Annotated in this window: 16 protein-coding genes, 1 tRNA gene and 1 CRISPR repeat array; of the genes, 10 read left to right on the forward strand and 7 right to left on the reverse strand. The window is 55.7% G+C overall.

Annotated features, from left to right (window positions below; all coding sequences use genetic code 11):
* The first annotated feature begins 167 nt into the window (after positions 1–167).
* The 4 genes from cas9 to csn2 are packed head-to-tail and all read left to right on the forward strand — an operon-like array spanning position 168 to position 6,235.
* Complete coding sequence (gene cas9, locus ACTQ48_RS01265) at positions 168–4,358, forward strand: type II CRISPR RNA-guided endonuclease Cas9 (RefSeq protein WP_441569914.1); 4,191 nt, start codon at positions 168–170, stop codon at positions 4,356–4,358.
* A complete protein-coding gene (gene cas1 / locus ACTQ48_RS01270) occupies positions 4,345–5,226 on the forward strand; it encodes a type II CRISPR-associated endonuclease Cas1 (RefSeq protein WP_441569915.1) in 882 nt (293 codons plus the stop codon). Before cas9 ends, cas1 begins: the two co-directional genes overlap by 14 nt.
* 23 nt (positions 5,227–5,249) lie before the next feature.
* A complete protein-coding gene (gene cas2, locus ACTQ48_RS01275) occupies positions 5,250–5,558 on the forward strand; it encodes a CRISPR-associated endonuclease Cas2 (RefSeq protein WP_427794632.1) in 309 nt (102 codons plus the stop codon).
* Complete coding sequence (gene csn2 / locus ACTQ48_RS01280) at positions 5,555–6,235, forward strand: type II-A CRISPR-associated protein Csn2 (protein ID WP_154515875.1); 681 nt, start codon at positions 5,555–5,557, stop codon at positions 6,233–6,235. Before cas2 ends, csn2 begins: the two co-directional genes overlap by 4 nt.
* A 55-nt stretch (positions 6,236–6,290) precedes the next feature.
* A CRISPR array of direct repeats spans positions 6,291–10,737; the repeat unit is 36 nt; unit sequence GTTTTGGAGCAGTGTCGATCTAACTGGTAATCAAAC.
* A 48-nt stretch (positions 10,738–10,785) separates the two neighbouring features.
* Here the strand turns inward: csn2 and ACTQ48_RS01285 are convergent.
* From ACTQ48_RS01285 to ACTQ48_RS01305, 5 genes are all read right to left on the reverse strand, one after another.
* Entirely contained in the window at positions 10,786–11,454 is a 669-nt protein-coding gene (locus ACTQ48_RS01285; RefSeq protein WP_441569916.1) for an HK97-gp10 family putative phage morphogenesis protein, read from the reverse strand.
* Positions 11,436–11,657, reverse strand: coding sequence for a hypothetical protein (locus ACTQ48_RS01290; RefSeq protein WP_441569917.1), 222 nt, complete (start codon positions 11,655–11,657; stop codon positions 11,436–11,438). Before ACTQ48_RS01290 ends, ACTQ48_RS01285 begins: the two co-directional genes overlap by 19 nt.
* Before the next feature lie 46 nt (positions 11,658–11,703).
* On the reverse strand, positions 11,704–12,465 hold the full coding sequence (locus tag ACTQ48_RS01295) for a hypothetical protein (RefSeq protein WP_441569918.1): 762 nt from the start codon (positions 12,463–12,465) through the stop codon (positions 11,704–11,706).
* Between the two features lie 121 nt (positions 12,466–12,586).
* A complete protein-coding gene (locus tag ACTQ48_RS01300; RefSeq protein ID WP_441569919.1) occupies positions 12,587–12,778 on the reverse strand; it encodes a hypothetical protein in 192 nt (63 codons plus the stop codon).
* Positions 12,778–13,755 carry a hypothetical protein gene (locus tag ACTQ48_RS01305; protein WP_441569920.1) on the reverse strand — a complete coding sequence of 326 codons (978 nt, stop codon included), beginning with the start codon at positions 13,753–13,755 and terminating at the stop codon, positions 12,778–12,780. The genes ACTQ48_RS01300 and ACTQ48_RS01305 overlap by 1 nt, the downstream gene beginning before the upstream one ends.
* Between ACTQ48_RS01305 and ACTQ48_RS01310 the strand changes: the two genes are divergently transcribed.
* The 3 genes from ACTQ48_RS01310 to ACTQ48_RS01320 all read left to right on the forward strand — a co-directional run bounded on the left by ACTQ48_RS01310 (position 13,754) and on the right by ACTQ48_RS01320 (position 15,265).
* Positions 13,754–14,782 (forward strand): VG15 protein, encoded by a 1,029-nt coding sequence (locus ACTQ48_RS01310; RefSeq protein WP_441569921.1) that lies wholly within the window; start codon positions 13,754–13,756, stop codon positions 14,780–14,782. The genes ACTQ48_RS01305 and ACTQ48_RS01310 overlap by 2 nt on opposite strands.
* A 101-nt stretch (positions 14,783–14,883) precedes the next feature.
* Positions 14,884–14,968, forward strand: a tRNA-Leu gene (locus ACTQ48_RS01315).
* A gap of 102 nt (positions 14,969–15,070) precedes the next feature.
* On the forward strand, positions 15,071–15,265 hold the full coding sequence (locus ACTQ48_RS01320; RefSeq protein ID WP_441569922.1) for a hypothetical protein: 195 nt from the start codon (positions 15,071–15,073) through the stop codon (positions 15,263–15,265).
* Here ACTQ48_RS01320 and ACTQ48_RS01325 read toward each other — a convergent pair.
* Positions 15,262–16,047 carry an ADP-ribosylglycohydrolase family protein gene (locus ACTQ48_RS01325; RefSeq protein WP_441569923.1) on the reverse strand — a complete coding sequence of 262 codons (786 nt, stop codon included), beginning with the start codon at positions 16,045–16,047 and terminating at the stop codon, positions 15,262–15,264. The two genes, ACTQ48_RS01320 and ACTQ48_RS01325, sit on opposite strands and share 4 nt — an antisense overlap.
* Positions 16,048–16,396: 349 nt before the next feature.
* A complete protein-coding gene (locus ACTQ48_RS01330) occupies positions 16,397–16,621 on the reverse strand; it encodes a hypothetical protein (protein ID WP_441569924.1) in 225 nt (74 codons plus the stop codon).
* Positions 16,622–17,002: 381 nt separating this feature from the next.
* On the opposite strand from ACTQ48_RS01330, the gene ACTQ48_RS01335 reads away from it, so the two are divergent.
* The 3 genes from ACTQ48_RS01335 (at position 17,003) to ACTQ48_RS01345 (ending at position 20,114) form a co-directional block, all read left to right on the forward strand.
* Positions 17,003–17,635 carry a cyclodeaminase/cyclohydrolase family protein gene (locus ACTQ48_RS01335; RefSeq protein WP_441569925.1) on the forward strand — a complete coding sequence of 211 codons (633 nt, stop codon included), beginning with the start codon at positions 17,003–17,005 and terminating at the stop codon, positions 17,633–17,635.
* Between the two features lie 2 nt (positions 17,636–17,637).
* Complete coding sequence (locus ACTQ48_RS01340; RefSeq protein ID WP_441569926.1) at positions 17,638–18,492, forward strand: bifunctional 5,10-methylenetetrahydrofolate dehydrogenase/5,10-methenyltetrahydrofolate cyclohydrolase; 855 nt, start codon at positions 17,638–17,640, stop codon at positions 18,490–18,492.
* A gap of 98 nt (positions 18,493–18,590) precedes the next feature.
* Positions 18,591–20,114, forward strand: a complete 1,524-nt coding sequence (locus tag ACTQ48_RS01345) for a C69 family dipeptidase (RefSeq protein WP_441569927.1) — start codon at positions 18,591–18,593, stop codon at positions 20,112–20,114.
* The last annotated feature ends 130 nt before the right edge of the window (positions 20,115–20,244 follow it).

A 20,244-nucleotide genomic window follows, 5' to 3' on the forward strand; every position in this document is an offset into this window, starting at 1 on the left:
CAAAAAAAGAGGGGTCCCGAATGGAACCCCTCTGGCAAGTCAAATTGTCCCCTACGGGACGCCTTCCAAGGAAGGCATTTTTGGCAAAGCCGTATTTTGACTCGCAGTGTCGATGTAACTGGTAATCGACAAGGCAACTGTAACACAGCGCGGAAGGGCTGGTCGACATGAATTTAAGAAACTACTCTGGCGACTACAATATCGGCCTCGACATGGGAACCGGCTCCGTTGGCTGGGCGGTGACCGATGCCCAGGGCAAGCTTCTGCATTTTAAGAAACAGCCGACGTGGGGCAGTCGTTTGTTCGATAGCGCACAGCCGGCGTCCGAGGCGCGCGTTCATCGTGGACAGCGTCGCCGTTACGTGCGCCGCCGCTGGCGCCTCGACTTGCTGCAAAAGCTGTTCGAGCCTGCGATGAGCGAGGTTGATCCGGACTTTTTCATGCGACTTAACCAGTCGCGGACCATTGAGGGTGATCCGATCTTTACCAAGGACTTCACGAAGGCCGATTACTACGATCGCTTCCCGACCATCTATCATCTGCGCACTTACCTTATGGACACCGATGAGCAGGCCGATCTTCGATTGGTGTATCTCGCAATCCATAACATCGTTAAGCATCGCGGTAACTTCTTGCGCCAGGGGGAGAAGCTGACGGCAAAGACGGCAAAGACATCCGATGCCCTTAAGAATCTCAATGGCGCTCTGAAGGCATGGTGTGAATCGAGAGAATATGAGTTCGCGAAGCTTGATGAACTCTCTGTAGCGAAGATCTTGGCTGATGAGCGATCTTCTCGTTCGCAAAAGGCAAAAGACATTCAGGCGCTTGTAAAAGTGGATACTGCGGATGCGGCTGCGAACAAAAAGCTGGCGAAGGGTTTGTCGAGCGCTGTCGTCGGTCTCCAATGCGAGTTCAAAGATGTGTTTGGCGAGTTTGAGTGCGAGGCAACTAAGCTCGCGCTTTCGGATGACGAGAAGCTAGAAGCGCTGCAGGCCGCATGTCCCGATGACTGCGTCGAGCTTCTTGAGTCCATCTGCGGTGTTTACTCTGCTTACGTGCTGCAGGGGCTTTTGTCCTATGCTGAGGGCCAGACAATCTCGGTCAACATGATCGAAAAATATAATTGTTACGCGAATGATCTTGATCGACTCAAGACTTTGGTCCACGAATATGCTCCCGGCTCATATGAGTCTTTCTTCCGCGGCGCAACCTATCACGATTCGAATAGCGATGACCCCTCGCGCGACTACGATGCCTCTAAGGCACAGGGTTACACCGCATATGACCTGCATAAACTGTCCTATGATGACTTCGCTAAATCCGTAAAGAAGCTCTTTGCGGGAACGGGCGCGGAGACGGATGAGCGCTATATTGCCATGATGGACGCATTCGACAAACAACGCTTTTTGCGTCGCCTTAAGACGAGTGATAACGGTGCCATCTACTATCAGCTGCATCTTGAGGAGTTGCAGGCTATTCTCAAAAACCAGGGCCGCTTCTATCCGTTCCTTAAGGACGAGGCTGCAAAGATCGAGAGTCTGGTTACGTTCCGTATCCCGTACTATGTGGGACCGCTGACGCCTAAAAATGCTGCCCAGGACAAACACGGCAACCATCGATTCCAATGGTCCGAGCGTAAGCCCGGCATGGAAGATGCGACGATTACGCCTTGGAACTGGGATACCGTGATCGATAAGAACAAGAGCGCCGAGAACTTTATCATGCGCATGACGGGCGATTGCACGTATCTTGCTGGTGAAAAGGTGCTTCCCAAGCAGTCTCTGCTCTATGAGGAGTTCTGCGTTCTGAATGAACTCAATGGTGTTCGCTGGTCCGAAGATGGTGACGATTGGCAGCGCCTGGATGCCGCGCAGCGCGAAGGCATTGTCCATGAGCTTTTCCATAAAAAACGTCGCGTTACCTACAAGATGATTGCCGACTGGCTGGTAAAAGAGGGCGACGCGACAAATCCGGTTGTCCGCGGTGGCCAGGGTGAGAGCGGCCTTGAATCAAAGATGGGCTCGTACATCTTCTTTGCCAAGGATATCTTTGGCGTGGACGAGTTGAGCCGCGCCGAGTATCCGGTTATCGAAACGATCATTCTTTGGAACACGTTGTTCGAGGACCGCTCGATCCTTAAGGAAAAACTGCAGGATGAGTTTGGCCCCAGTGGCAACGGAATGCTCGATGCCGAGCAGATTAAAAAGATCTGCAAAAAGCGCCTGACTGGTTGGGGGCGTCTGTCGGAGAAGTTCCTGACGGGCATCAGGATTGATACGCAAGCTGGTCGCTCTATGAGCATCATGGACGTGCTGCGAGAGGGAAACCCCAGCTCTGAGCGTCGCCTGGGCGAGACTATGGTGATGATGGAGATTCTCCACGACAACACACTGGGCTTCCAGGAAAAAGTGGATGAACACAATCGAAAATACTATGCCGAACACGAGAAGTCTCTAGGCGTAAATGAGCTTCCCGGATCCCCGGCGATTCGTCGCAGCCTGAATCAAGCGATTCGCATTGTTGACGAAATCGCAAAGATTGCGGGGCACGCGCCGGCTAACGTTTTTGTTGAGGTGACTCGCGACGAGGACGAAAAGAAGAAGGGCAAGCGGACCACGAAGCGCTGGGACGTCATCGAGGACGCGCTCAAGGCGTTTAAGGCCGAGGGCGGCGACCTGGCTGTTATGGACGATTTCAAGGAGCTCAAGGCAGCTAATGTGGACCTTGACGAGCGCTTGACCCTCTATCTGATGCAAAACGGAAAATGCCTGTATTCCGGCCGCGCTATCGATCTCAATAAACTTATGGCGGGCTCGGGCGAGTATGAGGTCGACCATATCATTCCGCGTGCCTACATTAAGGACGACAGTCTCGAAAACAAGGCGCTGGTGTATCGCGAGGAAAATCAGCACAAGACCGACCAGCTTTTGATTGATAAGAGCATTCGCTGGAAGATGGGCGAGACGTGGAAACAGCTGCATCAGGCGAAGCTCATTGGCGATAAAAAGTATCGCAACCTGCTGCGTTCTTCCATAAACGAGAACGCTATGAAGGGCTTTGTCGCGCGTCAGCTCGTGGAGACGAGCCAGATGGTTAAGATGGCGCAGGCGTTGCTTGAGGCGCGTTATGCCGACGAGGGAACGAAGATCGTTCCCGTTAAGGCGAGCGTGTCGCACAACCTCCGTGAGGCGGCCGGCTTGGTCAAATGCCGCGAAGCCAACGATTTCCATCATGCGCACGATGCCTATCTGGCATGCCGCTTGGGGCTGTTTATTCAGATGCGCCACCCCGGAATGTATGAGAACCCCATTGGCTACTCGCATGTGATTAAGAAATACGTGCGCGAGCAGTCCGAGCTGTTTAAGAAAACCCATCGCATGCCTGGATCTGCCGGATTTGTCGTCAATAGTTTTATGACTGCGGGTTTTGACCCCGAGACGGGTGAGGTCTTTGACGATGCCTGGACCGAGGACGACGAAGTCAAACGTTATAGGGGAAAGTATCTTCCGGACGGCTGGAACGCAGCGGCAGAGGTCGAGGGCATTCGCCGTGCGCTCAACTACCGCCAGTGCTACATCTCGAGGATGCCGTATGTAGATACGGGGGCGTACTGGAACGCCAATCCTATTTCTAAAAGGAAAGCGCCGAAGATTGAGGTTAAAAAAGGACTCGATCCCTTGCTTTACGGTGGGTACGACAGCAAGAGCGCGGCGTATTTCTTTATATACGAAGTTAGGGATAAGAAGGCGAAGCTTGTTTTGAAGATGGCAATGATGCCAGTCTACAAGATGAAAGAACTGGAGAGCGATTCACTAGCTTTTGAAGACTATTGTCGAGAGCTGGCGTCCGGTACTTCGTGCGTATTTACAAGGATTGTTATTCCGAGGTTGTTGAAATGGCAGCTTGTGGAAATAGCCGGAAGTCGACTGTGCGTAAATGCTGAAGAGGAAATGAAGTCGGCGTCTCAGCTGGCCTTCTCACAGGAGGAGCTCCTGAAGATCTCCCGTGTCTGCCAAGAAGGTTTTTTTGATGCGGATACGAACCTGTTCGTTTATCGAGCTGTCGCTCGCTCGCTGGAGAAATCTGAATGCCCCATGCTGGCAAGTGATTTGGGCCTTGAAGAAAAGTATGAGGCGTTTAGCGCGCTTGACGTGGCACAGCAAAAAGACCTATTGATTAAGCTGATAAGACTGTGTATGGGTAATAAAAAGTCTGTGCCGATTGACATCAAGGCGCTTGGAGGAGGTAAGGCAGCCGGAAGGCTCCGTCCTGCACGCAATAAAGTCCCTGATGGTCTTGTAATCATCGACCAGTCCGTAACGGGTATGTTCGAGAGAAGGACTCGTGTCGGGCTTTAGGAACATTGTCATTTCTAGCCCCTGCAAATTGCAGTACAAGGGCGGGTACATGGTTGTCCGTCGGGAGGACGACACGGCGAAGGTTCACCTTTCGGAGATTTCGTCAGTCGTCCTTCAGACCAATCAGGTTTTCATAAGTGCTTATCTGCTCTCGGAGCTTGCCAAGGCAAAGGTCGCGTTTGTCGTTTCTGACGAGAAGCGCGACCCCATTGGGCAGTATTTGCCGCTATACGGGGCCCATAACACCAGCAAGCGTATTGCAGAACAGCTTGAGTGGGGCGAGCCGATTAAAAAGCGCGTATGGCAACGCATCGTACGCGACAAGATTAAGCATCAATCTGACGTGCTTCACGCCCGTGCGCGTGAGGAACAGGGCGAGACGCTCAAGAGCATTGTTGCCGAGGTGCGCTCGGGCGATACGACGAATCGCGAAGGACATGCAGCCCGGCTGTATTTCAACTCTCTGTTTGGTCCGTCCTTCTCGAGGGATGACGATACACCTCTGAATGCTGCTCTCAATTACGGGTATGCGATTCTGCTGTCGAGCGTCAATCGCGAGATCGCAGCGCGCGGATACCTTACGCAGGCGGGAATCTGCCATAGAAATGAGTACAACCAGTTCAACTTGAGCTGCGATTTTATGGAGCCGTTTAGGCCTCTTGTCGACCGCATTGTGTTCGATAACTTTGACGGCGAGTTCTCTAAGGAGACAAAGCTGCTTTTGGTCGACATGCTCAATCAGGGAATTGCATATCGAGGCGGCACATATCGCGTGGGCTCCGTAATCTCTCTGTATGTTGCGGATTGTTTCAAGGCTCTTGATCGAAAGCTGTCAGTGGACGAAATCGAGTCGTTTGAGGTCGTATGAGTATCGGGGAAAGGATCAGATATATGAGGCTTGTCGTCTTCTTTGATTTGCCCGTCGACACTCCTGCGCAGAGAAAAGACTACCGGGTGTTCCGTAAATTTCTTCTTAAAGATGGCTATCTTATGCTCCAGGAATCCGTGTATGCAAAGCTCGTTGTTAATGATGGGGCGGCGGGAAGCGCGGTGCAAAGGCTCAGGAAGCATCGCCCGCCCGCCGGCCTCGTGCAGGTGTTACGCGTGACTGAATCTCAGTTTTCGACCATGGAGTACATAACGGGCAGTCGTGAGACCCATGAGGAGATAGACACGATGGAGGAGCTTCTGGTTTTATGAGGCTCGTATTTGCGGGACTTGAGAACTCGTTGGAGCTAACAGCAGGGGAGACATCGGTTTTGCAAGTCGAGAACTCGGCTCTGTTCGCGCGGATTGTAGCTTCTTTGCAAAACGGATTGGGACGACAGGCAATGGAGCCTTATTCCCTTTGGAAAGACGATGAGGAGATTAAGCCCGGCAACGCTCTGATGGTGGTACCTGATGCACTGAATCTTCCATGGGATGACCGTGCGTTTATGACCGCAATCACCAAGAAGGTTGAGCGCGAGTTTCTAGAAGACGAAGATCTGCGTATGCAGGTGGAAGAGGCCGAGCGTGCAATAAAGCTGCGTTTAGGCGGATTGAACCTTGGCTTTAATGCCGATTTGGGGTTTGGGTTAGAATGGGATTTGAAGCGCTACCTCAAGTTTTTAGGATTTGGCGCAGCGCCTCAAGAAGATAAATCGTTCCTTGATAATCTGCTGAATTTCCTTTCATTTGCTCTTGACGCTGGCTGTAGAAAGACAATCGTATTTGTAAATCTCAAAACTTTTTTGACGGAAAATGAGCTGCAAACGCTCTATGACCACGTGTTTTTCCTTAAGTTGAGTCTGTTGCTCCTGGAGAATAAAAAAGACACCATGTCTTATGGACATGAACATAAACTAACGGTTGACCTGCAGTTTTTAGAGCATTGAAAGAACTGACCGGTTAGATTGAACGTCCCATCGCAGTAGGGAATTTGCTCCAATGGTTTTGGAGCAGTGTCGATCTAACTGGTAATCAAACTCTAGGGGACGGCCCCCGCCCTCGAGAGCCGTTTTGGAGCAGTGTCGATCTAACTGGTAATCAAACCTGTTGGTTATGTTTATAGCGGCGTACCTGGTTTTGGAGCAGTGTCGATCTAACTGGTAATCAAACGTCGGTATCGGCTCGAAGATATACTCGCCGGTTTTGGAGCAGTGTCGATCTAACTGGTAATCAAACCTTCCGCCGTCCTTATAGACGGAAGCCTGTGTTTTGGAGCAGTGTCGATCTAACTGGTAATCAAACGCTCCAGCCCGACCGAGCGCAAGGCGCTCGTTTTGGAGCAGTGTCGATCTAACTGGTAATCAAACAACATACGTAAAACAGATATGGTAACGGGAGTTTTGGAGCAGTGTCGATCTAACTGGTAATCAAACGTTCGGGTATCATGTTTCTAGCGGGCAATCGTTTTGGAGCAGTGTCGATCTAACTGGTAATCAAACTACCTCATTGTCCGCCGGAATGACCGTGAAGTTTTGGAGCAGTGTCGATCTAACTGGTAATCAAACCCGAATATCTTCAACATCAGAATAGTCAGGTTTTGGAGCAGTGTCGATCTAACTGGTAATCAAACGCGTGCATCTTGAGCAGCGTCTTGGGCTTCGTTTTGGAGCAGTGTCGATCTAACTGGTAATCAAACTACGCTCACGCACGTCCTCCACCTTAGGCTGTTTTGGAGCAGTGTCGATCTAACTGGTAATCAAACTTAAGCACAAGTTTGACGTAAGGGGGTCCGTTTTGGAGCAGTGTCGATCTAACTGGTAATCAAACCAAACTTCACAAAAAGACGCTTCGACCCATGTTTTGGAGCAGTGTCGATCTAACTGGTAATCAAACCCGGTCTCGCCCTTCTCAGCGAGCACCTCCGTTTTGGAGCAGTGTCGATCTAACTGGTAATCAAACTTGACACCCCTCCCCCGTGCTCACCCGGGCGTTTTGGAGCAGTGTCGATCTAACTGGTAATCAAACCGCGCCGCCGGCCGCCACGATGGGCACGGTGTTTTGGAGCAGTGTCGATCTAACTGGTAATCAAACCTACAACCTGCCGCCGGGATGCCTCGAGGGGTTTTGGAGCAGTGTCGATCTAACTGGTAATCAAACCCTTCCAGAAGTTTGAGCCCTCGCATCCTCGTTTTGGAGCAGTGTCGATCTAACTGGTAATCAAACGTGACCGTGTAGACGCACTGGCCCTCTGGGTTTTGGAGCAGTGTCGATCTAACTGGTAATCAAACGGCTACCCGAGCTACCTCGAGGTGCAGTAGTTTTGGAGCAGTGTCGATCTAACTGGTAATCAAACTCGACATCACCGTGGCCGATGTGTATGTGCGTTTTGGAGCAGTGTCGATCTAACTGGTAATCAAACCTCGGTCTTGGCAATCCTCGGCGTCGTGAAGTTTTGGAGCAGTGTCGATCTAACTGGTAATCAAACGAGCGCGACCGCATCCAAAAACCGACACCTGTTTTGGAGCAGTGTCGATCTAACTGGTAATCAAACGAGCGCGACCGCATCCAAAAACCGACACCTGTTTTGGAGCAGTGTCGATCTAACTGGTAATCAAACGTAAAGGTATGGAGGAAGTACGCGGCAGCCGTTTTGGAGCAGTGTCGATCTAACTGGTAATCAAACGCAGCTCCTGTGGCTGAAGCTAAGGCTACAGTTTTGGAGCAGTGTCGATCTAACTGGTAATCAAACCTATTGCATCAGCAAGCACTTTGAGCTTTCGTTTTGGAGCAGTGTCGATCTAACTGGTAATCAAACCCTAAGACCCATATCGTTAAATGCCATAGTGTTTTGGAGCAGTGTCGATCTAACTGGTAATCAAACCAACAGCAGTCCATGCCCTAGCTCTTTTTCGTTTTGGAGCAGTGTCGATCTAACTGGTAATCAAACTGTACCACGTGAGGTCAAAGCCAAAGCTCATGTTTTGGAGCAGTGTCGATCTAACTGGTAATCAAACACAGTCAGGGTCAGGAACAGCGGCACGGCAGTTTTGGAGCAGTGTCGATCTAACTGGTAATCAAACGACCAGAACCATACCGACACGCAGCAGGTGTTTTGGAGCAGTGTCGATCTAACTGGTAATCAAACCGTCACGTTGTACGTACATATCAGGCTCAAGTTTTGGAGCAGTGTCGATCTAACTGGTAATCAAACTCCTTTGCGCTCGCGGGGCTTGCCCTGTGCGTTTTGGAGCAGTGTCGATCTAACTGGTAATCAAACACCGACAGATAAAGAGGGCGAGCTTTGCGCGTTTTGGAGCAGTGTCGATCTAACTGGTAATCAAACCGATCGAGCCCAGCTCCTCCATCTGGCGGAGTTTTGGAGCAGTGTCGATCTAACTGGTAATCAAACCTCCATTGGTACTCGACGTGGTACTCACCGAGTTTTGGAGCAGTGTCGATCTAACTGGTAATCAAACTATCGCGCATGTGGTTCGGTATCCACCACAGTTTTGGAGCAGTGTCGATCTAACTGGTAATCAAACCCACGTACATATCGGCCACGGCGACGTAGAGTTTTGGAGCAGTGTCGATCTAACTGGTAATCAAACACGCCAATAGCCCCCGGCGATGGATACAGCGTTTTGGAGCAGTGTCGATCTAACTGGTAATCAAACCCGCGAGGCTATGCGCCACATGCGCGTACTGTTTTGGAGCAGTGTCGATCTAACTGGTAATCAAACAGAACGTGAAGCCCGTCTGCGTGGCAATGGGTTTTGGAGCAGTGTCGATCTAACTGGTAATCAAACCAACATGTCGAACGTGGTCACGGTGTTCACGTTTTGGAGCAGTGTCGATCTAACTGGTAATCAAACGAGATGTGACTTCATCTGATGCAATATCCAGTTTTGGAGCAGTGTCGATCTAACTGGTAATCAAACCGGCGACCCTTCCGGCAACTCCACCGTCGGTTTTGGAGCAGTGTCGATCTAACTGGTAATCAAACTGGGCGTAGACACGGGGTTATAGGGGGCCGTTTTGGAGCAGTGTCGATCTAACTGGTAATCAAGCTCGGCGAGATCGGCATCAGCTACAGCAAGGGTTTTGGAGCAGTGTCGATCTAACTGGTAATCAAACACGAAAAAACAAAATATGGATCGTAATTTGTTTTGGAGCAGTGTCGATCTAACTGGTAATCAAACTCCTTTGCGCTCGTGGGGCTTGCCTTGTGCGTTTTGGAGCAGTGTCGATCTAACTGGTAATCAAACACAAACGTGCTGATGACGAACGTCTTGTCGGTTTTGGAGCAGTGTCGATCTAACTGGTAATCAAACGCCACGCAGCGCGCGGCCTACCTGACCGCGTTTTGGAGCAGTGTCGATCTAACTGGTAATCAAACCCTTCCAGAAGTTGGAGCCCTCGCATCCTCGCTTTGGAGCAGTGTCGATCTAACTGGTAATCAAACCAAGGGCGTTTAATGGCATACACCCTACAAGTTTTGGAGCAGTGTCGATCTAACTGGTAATCAAACCCGTCCTCGTCTTTAATCTCCACGTTTCCGTTTTGGAGCAGTGTCGATCTAACTGGTAATCAAACGCGTAATCTTGTCAATCTAGGAGGGGCCTTGTTTTGGAGCAGTGTCGATCTAACTGGTAATCAAACCACTAACAGCATCGTTAGTAACGCGCTTGGTTTTGGAGCAGTGTCGATCTAACTGGTAATCAAACGTCGAGGCCGCCACGTTCAAGCCGACGAGGGTTTTGGAGCAGTGTCGATCTAACTGGTAATCAAACTCGAGCGCGGCTGCCTATACCGTTGCGGACGTTTTGGAGCAGTGTCGATCTAACTGGTAATCAAACACTGTCAATCACTCCCTATCGCTATGAAGTGTTTTGGAGCAGTGTCGATCTAACTGGTAATCAAACTTGTTTTTCAATCCTCCTAAAATATAGGCTGTTTTGGAGCAGTGTCGATCTAACTGGTAATCAAACACGGGCACCTTGCAATCACCGACAGTGAGGGTTTTGGAGCAGTATCGATCTAACTGGTAATCAAACCGCGGTCCTCCCTCCTCACCTCCTCCTCCAGTTTTGGAGCAGTGTCGATCTAACTGGTAATCAAACCCTATGTTTTGCGCTGGGTTCCGTCACTTGGTTTTGGAGCAGTGTCGATCTAACTGGTGATCAAACCTTGCGCTCGTTCTGGACCTTGTACTCGGCGTTTTGGAGCAGTGTCGATCTAACCGGTAATCAAACGTAAAGTAATAGTTGTCCAAAGGGGACAGGTTTTGGAGCAGTGTCGATCTAACTGGTAATCAAACTGTATTTACGAAGGACTGCACTACAGAACTGTTTTGGAGCAGTGTCGATCTAACTGGCAATCAAACGTAGAACCAGATTTGCAAGGCACCACTATAGTTTTGGCGCAGTGCCGATCTGGCTGGCAATCAAACCACCACGCGCCAATGGGTTGATAGTAGTAGCTTTGGGTCGGTGTCGATCTAACGGTAATCAAGCTTGGCCTTGAGCGCGTTAACGCTCTCGGCGTGCTCGTCGATGATTTGGTCGATCTTCTCGTCCTCGATGCCCATTGCCTTGAGCATCTTTCGTGTGAGTGCCAACAGAATCTCCCTTCCTTCGGAATGGGCGGGTTCCCGCCTGATGCCTCGGCAGGGCCCTTGCCGCAATACCTCGCGGCAAGGGTGAGTATCCAAACGGCGCAACGCGGCACTAGCCCCGAGGTGCTTACGGAAGATTGAGCGGTATGTGGATTCGTGGTCCTCGGCCGCCGGCTTGAGGTAGGGCTGCGGCTTCTGGTGCCTCGTTCCCAGTTCGACATATGGCGCGTACTCGACGTTCGTGCCGATGACGGCGCACTTGCTGCCCTCGTCGACGATGTGGGTGATGGAGTTGCGCAACCGGCCCGTGTCGACCGGGCAGGCACGCTTGGCGTAGCCCTCCGCGACGAGGCCGATCTCCTCAAGCGCCGTGGCGAGCGCCTGGTCGATGGCCTCCGCGATGGCCTCGCGGTTGTCCTGCCGTATCTCGACGCGCCCGGCTGTATCCAGCTTCGCGGCGTTTACGATCTCCTCGGTGATGAGGGTCCCGTGCCGCCCATGGTCGCCGACGCCGCCGACAAGCCCGTAAGCCATCAGTCCATCACCTCGCACCCGTAGCCCACGCGGCCGTTGACGTCCGCCTCGATGGCCTCGATGGCCTGTACCGGCACGCCCTCGCACCCGAGCGTGCAGCCGTCGTCGGGCTCAACCTCGTCGCCGTGCTGCGTGCAGATGTAGGTATCAGGGAACGTGAAACCGAAACCGAGCCTCACGGCGCAGTCGCCGCAGCTCGCACATGTGAATAGCTCTTTCATGCCTGCCCCAATCTCTCTGCGGGCAGTGTCGCGACATTGTCACGCGCTAACCGAGCGCGGCCTGCACGGCGCGCTCGCGGTCGCTAAGGTGCCATCGTTCTGCGGCGGCGCGTTCTGCGGCGGCGGCCCGGCTTAGCAGCAGGCCGCCGCCGAATATGCACTTGCCGCGCTCGCGCTGCTCGTCGAGCGCGGAGATGCGGCACGCGTCGCGCCTGCGGACGCGGTAGGGCGTGCCGTGCGCGGCGAGCCACTGCGCGCGGGCGGCGGTTATGACTTCGTTTGGGTACTCATACTTGGCGACCGTCTTCCTCATCGCCTTGAGCCGCGCGTCGTTGGCATGGTTCAGTCTGCGCCCGAGCTCGGGGTCAGCCTCTAGGACGTTCTCGTCGTCGAGGTTCGTCACGAAACCCGTGCTCACGACTGCGCCGTTCTCGTAGGTGATGCTGCAGTCGCAGACGATGTGGTCGACCTCCATGCAGCGCCTGCCGCTGAGGCAGGTGAGCGACGGCGCGAACAGGAAGAACCTGATGCCGCGCTCGAGGTAGAACGCCTGAATCCTGGAGAGGATGGAGAACGGCGCGTTGTCGACCACGACGCAGCCCTCCGGGTACTCGAATGCCTCGTAGTCGCCGCCCGGCCAGAACGGCCTCACGACGTCGGACTCCTCCACGCCCCATCGCTCTCGCACGTAGTCGAGCACGACGGCGTACACCTCCGGCGGCGTGTAGCAGTCGTCGGTGGTCTTTTTAGGCTTGAACTTCTCGACGAAGCCGTCGTAGTCTGTGAAGCTCTCCCTGCTCTTGCTCATGTCCCTCCCCGCGCTCGGTTGCTTGCGAGGATGTTCCCGCCGCGGTCACGCGGCATGAAAAAGCCCCGCCGTGGCGGGGCTGAACTAGGCAAGCGGTTAGACCGATTGGCCGATTGATTGGCTAAAGGAAGATGCTAGAGTCATGCTCCATAAGCTTAGGCTCACCGGACGAGATGGACTCTTCCAGAAGGTCGGCATATTCGCAAACGTGCCCGTAGAACATAGGCTCATAGCCGAACATCTCAATAAAGACGGGTTCGGCCTTCTCGATACGAGCTTTTGCAAGCTTCTCCTGCTTAACCTGGCTTTCCATCAAATCAGCTCCTCAAGCATCTCTTCGAATATTTTACTTGATTCAGGTAGGTATTTGCGCAGGACGGCGAGAGATTCCGGGTTCGCGGTATGAGCACTGAAGAACTCGGCAAAACCTTCATGAGACAAGCGCATCAGAGTGAAGTCCTCGCCTGACCCCTTGGGCCTCCAATAGTCTCTATCATGGTACCAGCCGTCTTCGCACTTGCTCAGCGTCGCCCCGCCGAAAAGGTCGGAAAGGTCTGCTTTGTCCGCATTGCTCATCTCACATATCTCGGAGGTGACGGAGTTGTATGCGTCCGCCTTCGTGTGCTTGAGGGATGAGATCGCCTCGGCGACGTTGTCGGGGTGCTTCCTTAAATAGTCTACCTTCCATTTTGAGATATAGCCGTTCGCCTCTAGCCACCCGAGGTCCTTAGCCGCCTTTGCCCGCTTGAAGCCTTCGCGCATCTCCTTGTTGCGAGCGTCGATGTATGCGTTCGCCTCCTTCTTGATCGTCTTCGCGAATACCCCACCTTTGTAAGTCTCCGATATATTCGATTTGAGATCGTCGACCATGTGCCCGAACTCATGGAACCAGGTCGTTCCTTGGGGTCTCAATCCATCTTTCGAAAACACTCTTTCAAGGTTGAGCCTCACGCCACCGTCCGTTGGGCTGTAGTGGGCGGTCCCGCCCCATCCGCCGTTCCGCAAAACGAAATCACGCTCATGCTTCAGGTAAACGCTACGGGCAGCCTTGTTCGAACGCTTGAGAATGCCTTTCACCGCATCCCTTTGATCCCCATTGAGGCACGAGTAGACGGAAGCAGGCATATCGGCCTTGCCCGCGATGCGCCGAATTCGGGCCAGCGCCGCGTCCAGCACCTTCTGCTGGTCGCCCGCGCTCATCTTGCGGAACGAGCCAGGTGGGATGCCGCGCTCTCTGTTTTGGAGCAGTGTCGATCCAGCTGGTAATCTGGCCCTGCTGCGCGTCACCATGGCGACCTACAGGCCGGGCCCCGCCGATGAAGTCGCGCGCTACCAGGCGAAGAAGCTCGTGAAGGGCGGCGACGCGGCGTTCGCGAGGGCGTGCGGCGAGTACGCCAGGAACGACGCGTTCCGCAGCCTGAACGAGACGATCATCTCCAACGTGGGCCGCGACAAGGACCGCGGCGTGCGCTTCGCGCGCGTGCCGACGGGCTTCGAGACCTGCACCTTCTGCATCATGCCCGCGAGCCTCGGCGCGGTCTACCACACGCGCAAGTCCGCCGGCGAGTTCAAGCACTTCCACCGGCACTGCGACTGCAAGGTGGTCCCAGGCTTCGAGGACGACCCGGACGCGGAGCTCGTGGAGGGCGTGAACCCGGAGGAGCTGCGCGACCTGTACGTTCGGTTCAAGGAAATAGACGACTGCGGTCTGCCGAGGATTCAGGAGGACGCACTCAAGCATGCATGCCTCGATCGGTTCGCTGCCCAGTCCGGCAGACAGCGGACACCTTCGTCTGAGCTTTCCGAGATATTCGAGGCGGCAAGAAGAGACGCTTGGAATAGGTTTGCGAGGGAGAAAACCGAACAGAACTACGAAGCGACTTTCGGGGAGTTTGTGCGGCTCCTTGGTGGGCAGTACGGGGCGACATGGGAATGCGGCTCGATTAGGAATATCGGGGGGACGGCTGTATATGCCAACCCAAATGGCGATGAGCTCTGGGTCGCAGCCAAGATTTCGCCCTATGAGCGCTTCATAAAGTTTCTTCCGTCAGATCAGGATGTCGTCCCTGATATCCAGACATCGTTGGGTTATGCCGAAATTAAATGTCCAACTTCGGCTAAAAAAATCTCCGCAAGGCTTCGCCACGCAAAGGCTCAGCTTGAGGCGGTGGGCTCCGGAGAGAAGGTGACTTATCTTGGATTGCAAAAGGTCAATGATGTTGACCGTGCCCGCGCAATCGCCGCGGACATGCAGTCGGGAGGGACGGCCGTGAACGTCTGGTGCATTCTGCCTGACGGCCAAGTCGCACGTCCATAGAAAAAGCGCCCGCGGCCTCGGTTCCTCACCCAGGTCTAGGCGCTCTTTTCAAGATTATTCTACCACATCGACCGCGGATTAAACTGCGGGCCACATCTTACCGGGGCGTGGCGGAACGGCAGACGCGCGTGCCTCAGGAGCACGTGGGCATCGCCCGTGCGGGTTCGAGTCCCGCCGCCCCGACCAAAACGTTGAACCAGGCCATCCGCACGGGTGGCCCTTTTCATGTCGAAAAGCGCCCCGCACGGGGCAAGACGATGCCCCGTGCGGGGCGGAAATGGAGGGAGCATGGCCCAGGAGACCACGCCCACCGAGACCAAGCCGACCGACCCTGCACAGGGCGGAGAGACCGGTCAAGAGCCCGACTACAAGGTGCTCTACGAGAACGCGCTGAAGGAGTCGCGCAAAGACTCTCGCAGCCTCACGCAACATCGACCTCTCCATGATGCCTCCTGGCTTGTTTCTGCTGCCGCCGCGATCTAAAACAAGCAGCTCTCAATCAGCTCTTTACCGCGCAAGGCGTCGACCCACTCCTGTGGAATTGCGTCCATGCCGTATGCCGTGCCGGCGAGGGCGCCTGCGACGGCTGCGGTGGTGTCGGTGTCGTCGCCCAGGTTGACGGCGGCAAGCACGCAATCCTCGTAGCTGTTAGTGTTGACGAAGCACCAGGTGGCTGCCTTAAGCGTGTCGCGCACGAAGCCGCCTGATCTGATTTCGTGCTCGGGCGCGCTTTTCAGCTGCAGCGCCCACGAGGGGAGTGCGCCGCTCAGCACGTCTCTCATCAGCTCAACAAATATGACGCATGACTCGGTCGACGTTCTGTGAGCGTGCGTGATCGCAGAGACCTCACGGATCTCTTCACCTGTCGCATCGGTGAACGCCAGGGGCGCGATGCGCATGAGCGAACCGTTGCCGTTGTCGCGTTCGCCGGAGCCACCTTTGCCGGTGTGCAGGGCGCGGGCGGTCGTGCCGCCGTAATCGAAAACGCCGTCGATCGCATACTCGCCACGGGCGATCCAGCTTACGAACTTGTCGCGCATGTCTGCGGTGTCGATATGCCCGAGCTCCCTAATCGAGTCACAGGTAGCAAGCGTCATAGATGTGTCGTCGCTCCAGGTGCCGGCGGGTTGCCCATGCGTGCCATAGCCAATCATGTCGGTGCATTCGAACGTGCCGCGAGGCATAAACTCGTAGGGAACGCCCAGCGCGTCGCCGACGGCAAGTCCGTAGATGCAGTCGCGCAAAGACGGTTTTGGTGTGCCCATTCGTATCTCCCGCTTTCCTCTTGAGGGATGCTGCTTAATAGATAATGGCTGGCTAATGGCGATTATCATAAAGCCTGGCGGGGACAGAAACTGCGACGTCGTCGGAGGTCTTCGAGAAAGGGTCTCGTGGCTACTAGAATGAAATGCTAGGGAAAACAGAGGCGCAGTAGCCGGCTGTTGACCGCCTGCACCTTGGCCTCAGCAGCCACGCGAAGGCGCAGGAATTCGTCAACGTGTTCAATATGGTGATGTGATTGGGCGCTTTCGAACACAAAAAAACCGGGATGCAAGGAGTCGCACCTTGCATCCCGGCTGAGTTAAAGCGGCGCTGCTGCATGCCGTTGGAGCTTTAGCGCTTGATCTCGATATCGTCGAGCTTGACGTTCATGGCCTCGGTCTTGGCCTTGGCGATGTCATCGGCAAACTCCAGGGACTTCATCATGGTCTCGACAGCGTCCTTGTGCTCTTCGACGTTGGCGATGCGCACATACACGCTACCACCGTCAACGTCGATGATCTCGACGCCCTCGGGGACCTCGACCTTAAACCAAATGAAGTCGGTCCGCATATCCACGGCTGGCTTTTCCGTGCCGCCGCCACCGCCACTGCCGGTAGCGCCACCGCTTCCGCCGCAACCCACCAGGGCAACCGCGGCAAAGAGACTGATGCAGAGGGTGACAATCGCAAAGGCCTTCTTTTTTTATGGTCGTGTCTCCTCGATCTGTAACCGCCCATGGATTACCTGCCTTTACTGTACGCGCGGGCGGCTCGCTCGGCTGGGCCATGTGTCCCATGCTTGCGGTGCCGACGCCTATCGTGTGTCATAGAAATCCGCGATGGCCAGATGCGCTGACGCTCATGTGCTTATGGGCTAGACTTAGCACCATTACTTGATCGATACAGTTGGCCGGCGGTTGCCGCCCGACCGATCTATATGACTTGAAGGTGCGTGCGTATGAGCCAAGAGATGATGGATAAAACCTGTCGAGAATTTGCCGAGGCGCTTGCCGCGCGCGAGCCGGTTCCCGGCGGTGGCAGCGCGAGCGCCTTTGTGGGCGCGCTGGGAGCCTCGCTTTGCGGGATGGTCGCGCGCTACGGGGCGACCAATCCCGCGCTTGCCGATCGAGCGGACGATTTGGCGCACGCGTTTGCCCAGGCGGATGAGTTGGCGCAGGAACTTGTGGGTCTGGTCGCCGAGGATGTTCGTGCCTACGGGCAGGTGTCCGCGGCGTACGGTATTCCGCGCGAGGATCCGGCTCGACCGGCTGCGATTCAGGATGCGCTGCACGTGGCGGCTATGCCACCGTATCGCATTATGGATGCCTGCGGGCGCGCGCTGGCGCTGCTCGAGGACATGGCGGACAAGGGGTCGCGCCAGCTGCTGTCCGACGTGGCTTGTGGCGCCGTGTTCTGCCGCGCCGCCATGCAGGGTGCGAGTCTGACGCTCTTTGCCAACACTACGTCTATGAAAGACCGGGCGCGCGCCGAGGAACTCGAGGCGGCGTGCGATGAGCTGTTGGATACGTGGCTGCCGCGCGCCGATGCGCTGGCGCGCCGTGCCGCCGACGCAGCCAGGAAGAGGGGATAGCCATGGCAGAGCTGCTCAAGGGTGCTCCCGTTGCTCGTGCCTTGACCGAGGAACTCGCTGCTCGCTGCGCCGTCCTGCGCGAACGCGGCGTTGTGCCGACGCTGGCCATCGTTCGTGTGGGCGAGCGCGAGGACGATCTATCATACGAGCGCGGCGCCCTCAAGCGCTGTGAAAAGGCTGGCATTGAGGCTCGCCGCGTTTTGCTTCCTGCCGATGCTTCGCAGGATGAGCTGCTGGCGGCTATTAAGGACATCAATGCCGACCCCGCCGTTCATGGCTGCCTGGTGTTTCGCCCGCTGCCCGCTGGGCTTGACGAGGATGCGGTTGCCGCGGCACTCGATCCTGCCAAGGATGTCGACTCCATGACGCCGGCTTCGCTACTTACCACGCTTTCGGGGCGAGGCGAGGGCTTTGCTCCCTGCACGGCCGAGGCCGTGTTGGCGTTGCTGGACCATTACGGTGTTGAGCTGGATGGGGCCAAAGTCGCGGTCGTCGGTCGGTCTCTGGTGATTGGCCGTCCCGTTGCCGCCATGCTTACGGCTCGCAATGCCACGGTGACGACGTGCCATACGCATACGCGCGACCTTGTTGCTGAGTGTCGTGCGGCTGATGTTGTGGTTGCGGCCGTTGGGCGCGCGCGCACGATTGGCGCGGATGCGGTTCGCGAGGGCCAGACGATCATCGATGTGGGCATTAATTGGGACGAGGCCGCCGGCAAGCTGGTCGGCGACGTCGATTTTGATGCTGCGGAGCCGATCGTTGGCGCCATCACGCCTGTGCCGGGCGGCGTGGGGGCTGTGACCACCGCGATTCTCGCCAAACACGTGATCGAAGCAGCCGAGCGCACATCGAAATAGGCTTTTGACCACGGGGGCTGCCGAGGCTGTGGTTTCGCCCTTTTGCACCAAAGCGATACACTGTTGCCGTTTGATTATTTCGCTCAAGGAGGATGCGCATGCCGTGCACAACGATTTTGGTCGGTAAGAACGCGAGCTATGACGGGTCGACGCTGGTTGCCCGCAACGAGGACTCGCCCAATGGGGTGTTTGAGCCCAAGCGCATGCGCGTAGTGCATCCCGACGAGCAGCCGCGTGTCTACACGAGTGTCCTGAGCCACCTGACCGTTGAGCTGCCCGACAATCCCATGCGTTACACAAGCGTCCCCGACGTTGTCCCGGGTCATGGCATTTGGGCCGAGGCCGGCTTCAACGAGCTCAATGTTGGCATGTCCGCAACCGAGACGCTCACCACCAACGAGCGCGTCCGCGGCGCCGATCCGCTCGTGGACTACGTGCCCGCCAAGGGTAACGAGGGCGAGGACGGCTATGTGCCGGCGCAGCCCGGCGGTTTGGGCGAGGAGGACATGGTGACCCTGGTGCTGCCATACGCCAAGTCCGCCCGCGACGGTGTGCGCATTCTGGGCGACCTGCTCGAGCGCTACGGCACCTACGAGAACAACGGCATCGCCTTTAGCGACGTTGACGAGATCTGGTGGCTCGAGACCATCGGCGGCCACCACTGGATCGCCAAGCGCGTACCCGACGACGCCTATGTGACCATGCCCAACCAGCTGGGTATCGACAGCTTTGACTTGGACGACGCCGAGGGCGCGCAGGTCGACCACATGTGCTCGGCCGACCTACGCACCTGGATGGCCGAGTGGCATCTGGACCTGACGCTGGGCGTTAAGGGCGACGGTCCCGCCGCGGTCTTTAACCCGCGCGAGGCCTTTGGCTCGCACAGCGACAGCGACCACGTCTACAACACACCGCGCGCCTGGTACATGCAGCGCTGCCTCAACCCCAGCGATGTGTGGGACGGTCCCGACGCCGACTACACGCCCGAGAGCGACGACATTCCCTGGAGTCGCGTGCCCGAGCGCAAGGTGACCCTCGAGGACATCAAGTACGTGCTTTCGAGCCACTACCAGGGCACGGAGTTCGACTGCTACGGCAGCAAGGGCACGCCCGCCACGCGCGGCGCCTATCGTCCCATCGGCATCAACCGCAACAGCCAGCTCGCCGTGCTGCAGCTGCGCCCCTATGCGCAGCCGGCGTATCGCGCCGTGCAGTGGATGGCGTTTGGCTCCAACTCGTTTAACGCGCTTGTGCCGCTGTACGCCAATGTCGAGACCATGCCCGAGTACTATGCCGACACGCAGGCTCGCGTGACGTCCGAGAATTTCTATTGGGCAAATCGCCTGATTGGCGCCTTGGCCGATGTCCGCTTCCATGAGTGCGGTCGCGCGGTCGAGGATTATCAGGAGAAGGTCGGCGGCATGGGCCACAAGCAGATTCACGACGTCGACGCCGTTGTCGCCGTACTGCCCGAGGCCGAGGTGCCCGCCGAGCTCGCCCGCGCCAACGAGGCCTTTGCCGAGCTTGTGCGCGTGGAGACCGATGCCCTGTTGGGCAAGGTGCTCTACACCACGAGCTGTGCCATGAAGAATTCCTTCGCGATGAACGATAACGTAAGGTAAAGATAACCTTGCAACGAGCGAGCGGGGCAAACGCCGTCAAAGGCTTTGCCTCGCTCGATTTCTATCCCGGTGACAAACGATTTTGTGTCGTTTGCTCAATCTTGGGTACAAGTAGGCCAATGAAGTTGTT

It is taken from the genome of Collinsella sp. Sow4_E3 (genome assembly GCF_052116285.1).
GTDB lineage: Bacteria > Actinomycetota > Coriobacteriia > Coriobacteriales > Coriobacteriaceae > Collinsella.

Excerpts from the sequence above, each read along its gene's own strand:
- cas9 (WP_441569914.1), top strand. The coding sequence starts at position 168 with ATGAATTTAAGAAACTACTCTGGCGACTACAATATCGGCCTCGACATG.
- cas2 (WP_427794632.1), top strand. The coding sequence starts at position 5,250 with ATGAGGCTTGTCGTCTTCTTTGATTTGCCCGTCGACACTCCTGCGCAG.
- csn2 (WP_154515875.1), top strand. The coding sequence starts at position 5,555 with ATGAGGCTCGTATTTGCGGGACTTGAGAACTCGTTGGAGCTAACAGCA.
- ACTQ48_RS01290 (WP_441569917.1), bottom strand. The coding sequence starts at position 11,657 with ATGAAAGAGCTATTCACATGTGCGAGCTGCGGCGACTGCGCCGTGAGG.
- ACTQ48_RS01295 (WP_441569918.1), bottom strand. The coding sequence starts at position 12,465 with ATGAGCAAGAGCAGGGAGAGCTTCACAGACTACGACGGCTTCGTCGAG.
- ACTQ48_RS01300 (WP_441569919.1), bottom strand. The coding sequence starts at position 12,778 with ATGGAAAGCCAGGTTAAGCAGGAGAAGCTTGCAAAAGCTCGTATCGAG.
- ACTQ48_RS01310 (WP_441569921.1), top strand. The coding sequence starts at position 13,754 with ATGGCGACCTACAGGCCGGGCCCCGCCGATGAAGTCGCGCGCTACCAG.
- ACTQ48_RS01305 (WP_441569920.1), bottom strand. The coding sequence starts at position 13,755 with ATGGTGACGCGCAGCAGGGCCAGATTACCAGCTGGATCGACACTGCTC.
- ACTQ48_RS01320 (WP_441569922.1), top strand. The coding sequence starts at position 15,071 with ATGGCCCAGGAGACCACGCCCACCGAGACCAAGCCGACCGACCCTGCA.
- ACTQ48_RS01325 (WP_441569923.1), bottom strand. The coding sequence starts at position 16,047 with ATGGGCACACCAAAACCGTCTTTGCGCGACTGCATCTACGGACTTGCC.
- ACTQ48_RS01335 (WP_441569925.1), top strand. The coding sequence starts at position 17,003 with ATGAGCCAAGAGATGATGGATAAAACCTGTCGAGAATTTGCCGAGGCG.
- ACTQ48_RS01340 (WP_441569926.1), top strand. The coding sequence starts at position 17,638 with ATGGCAGAGCTGCTCAAGGGTGCTCCCGTTGCTCGTGCCTTGACCGAG.
- ACTQ48_RS01345 (WP_441569927.1), top strand. The coding sequence starts at position 18,591 with ATGCCGTGCACAACGATTTTGGTCGGTAAGAACGCGAGCTATGACGGG.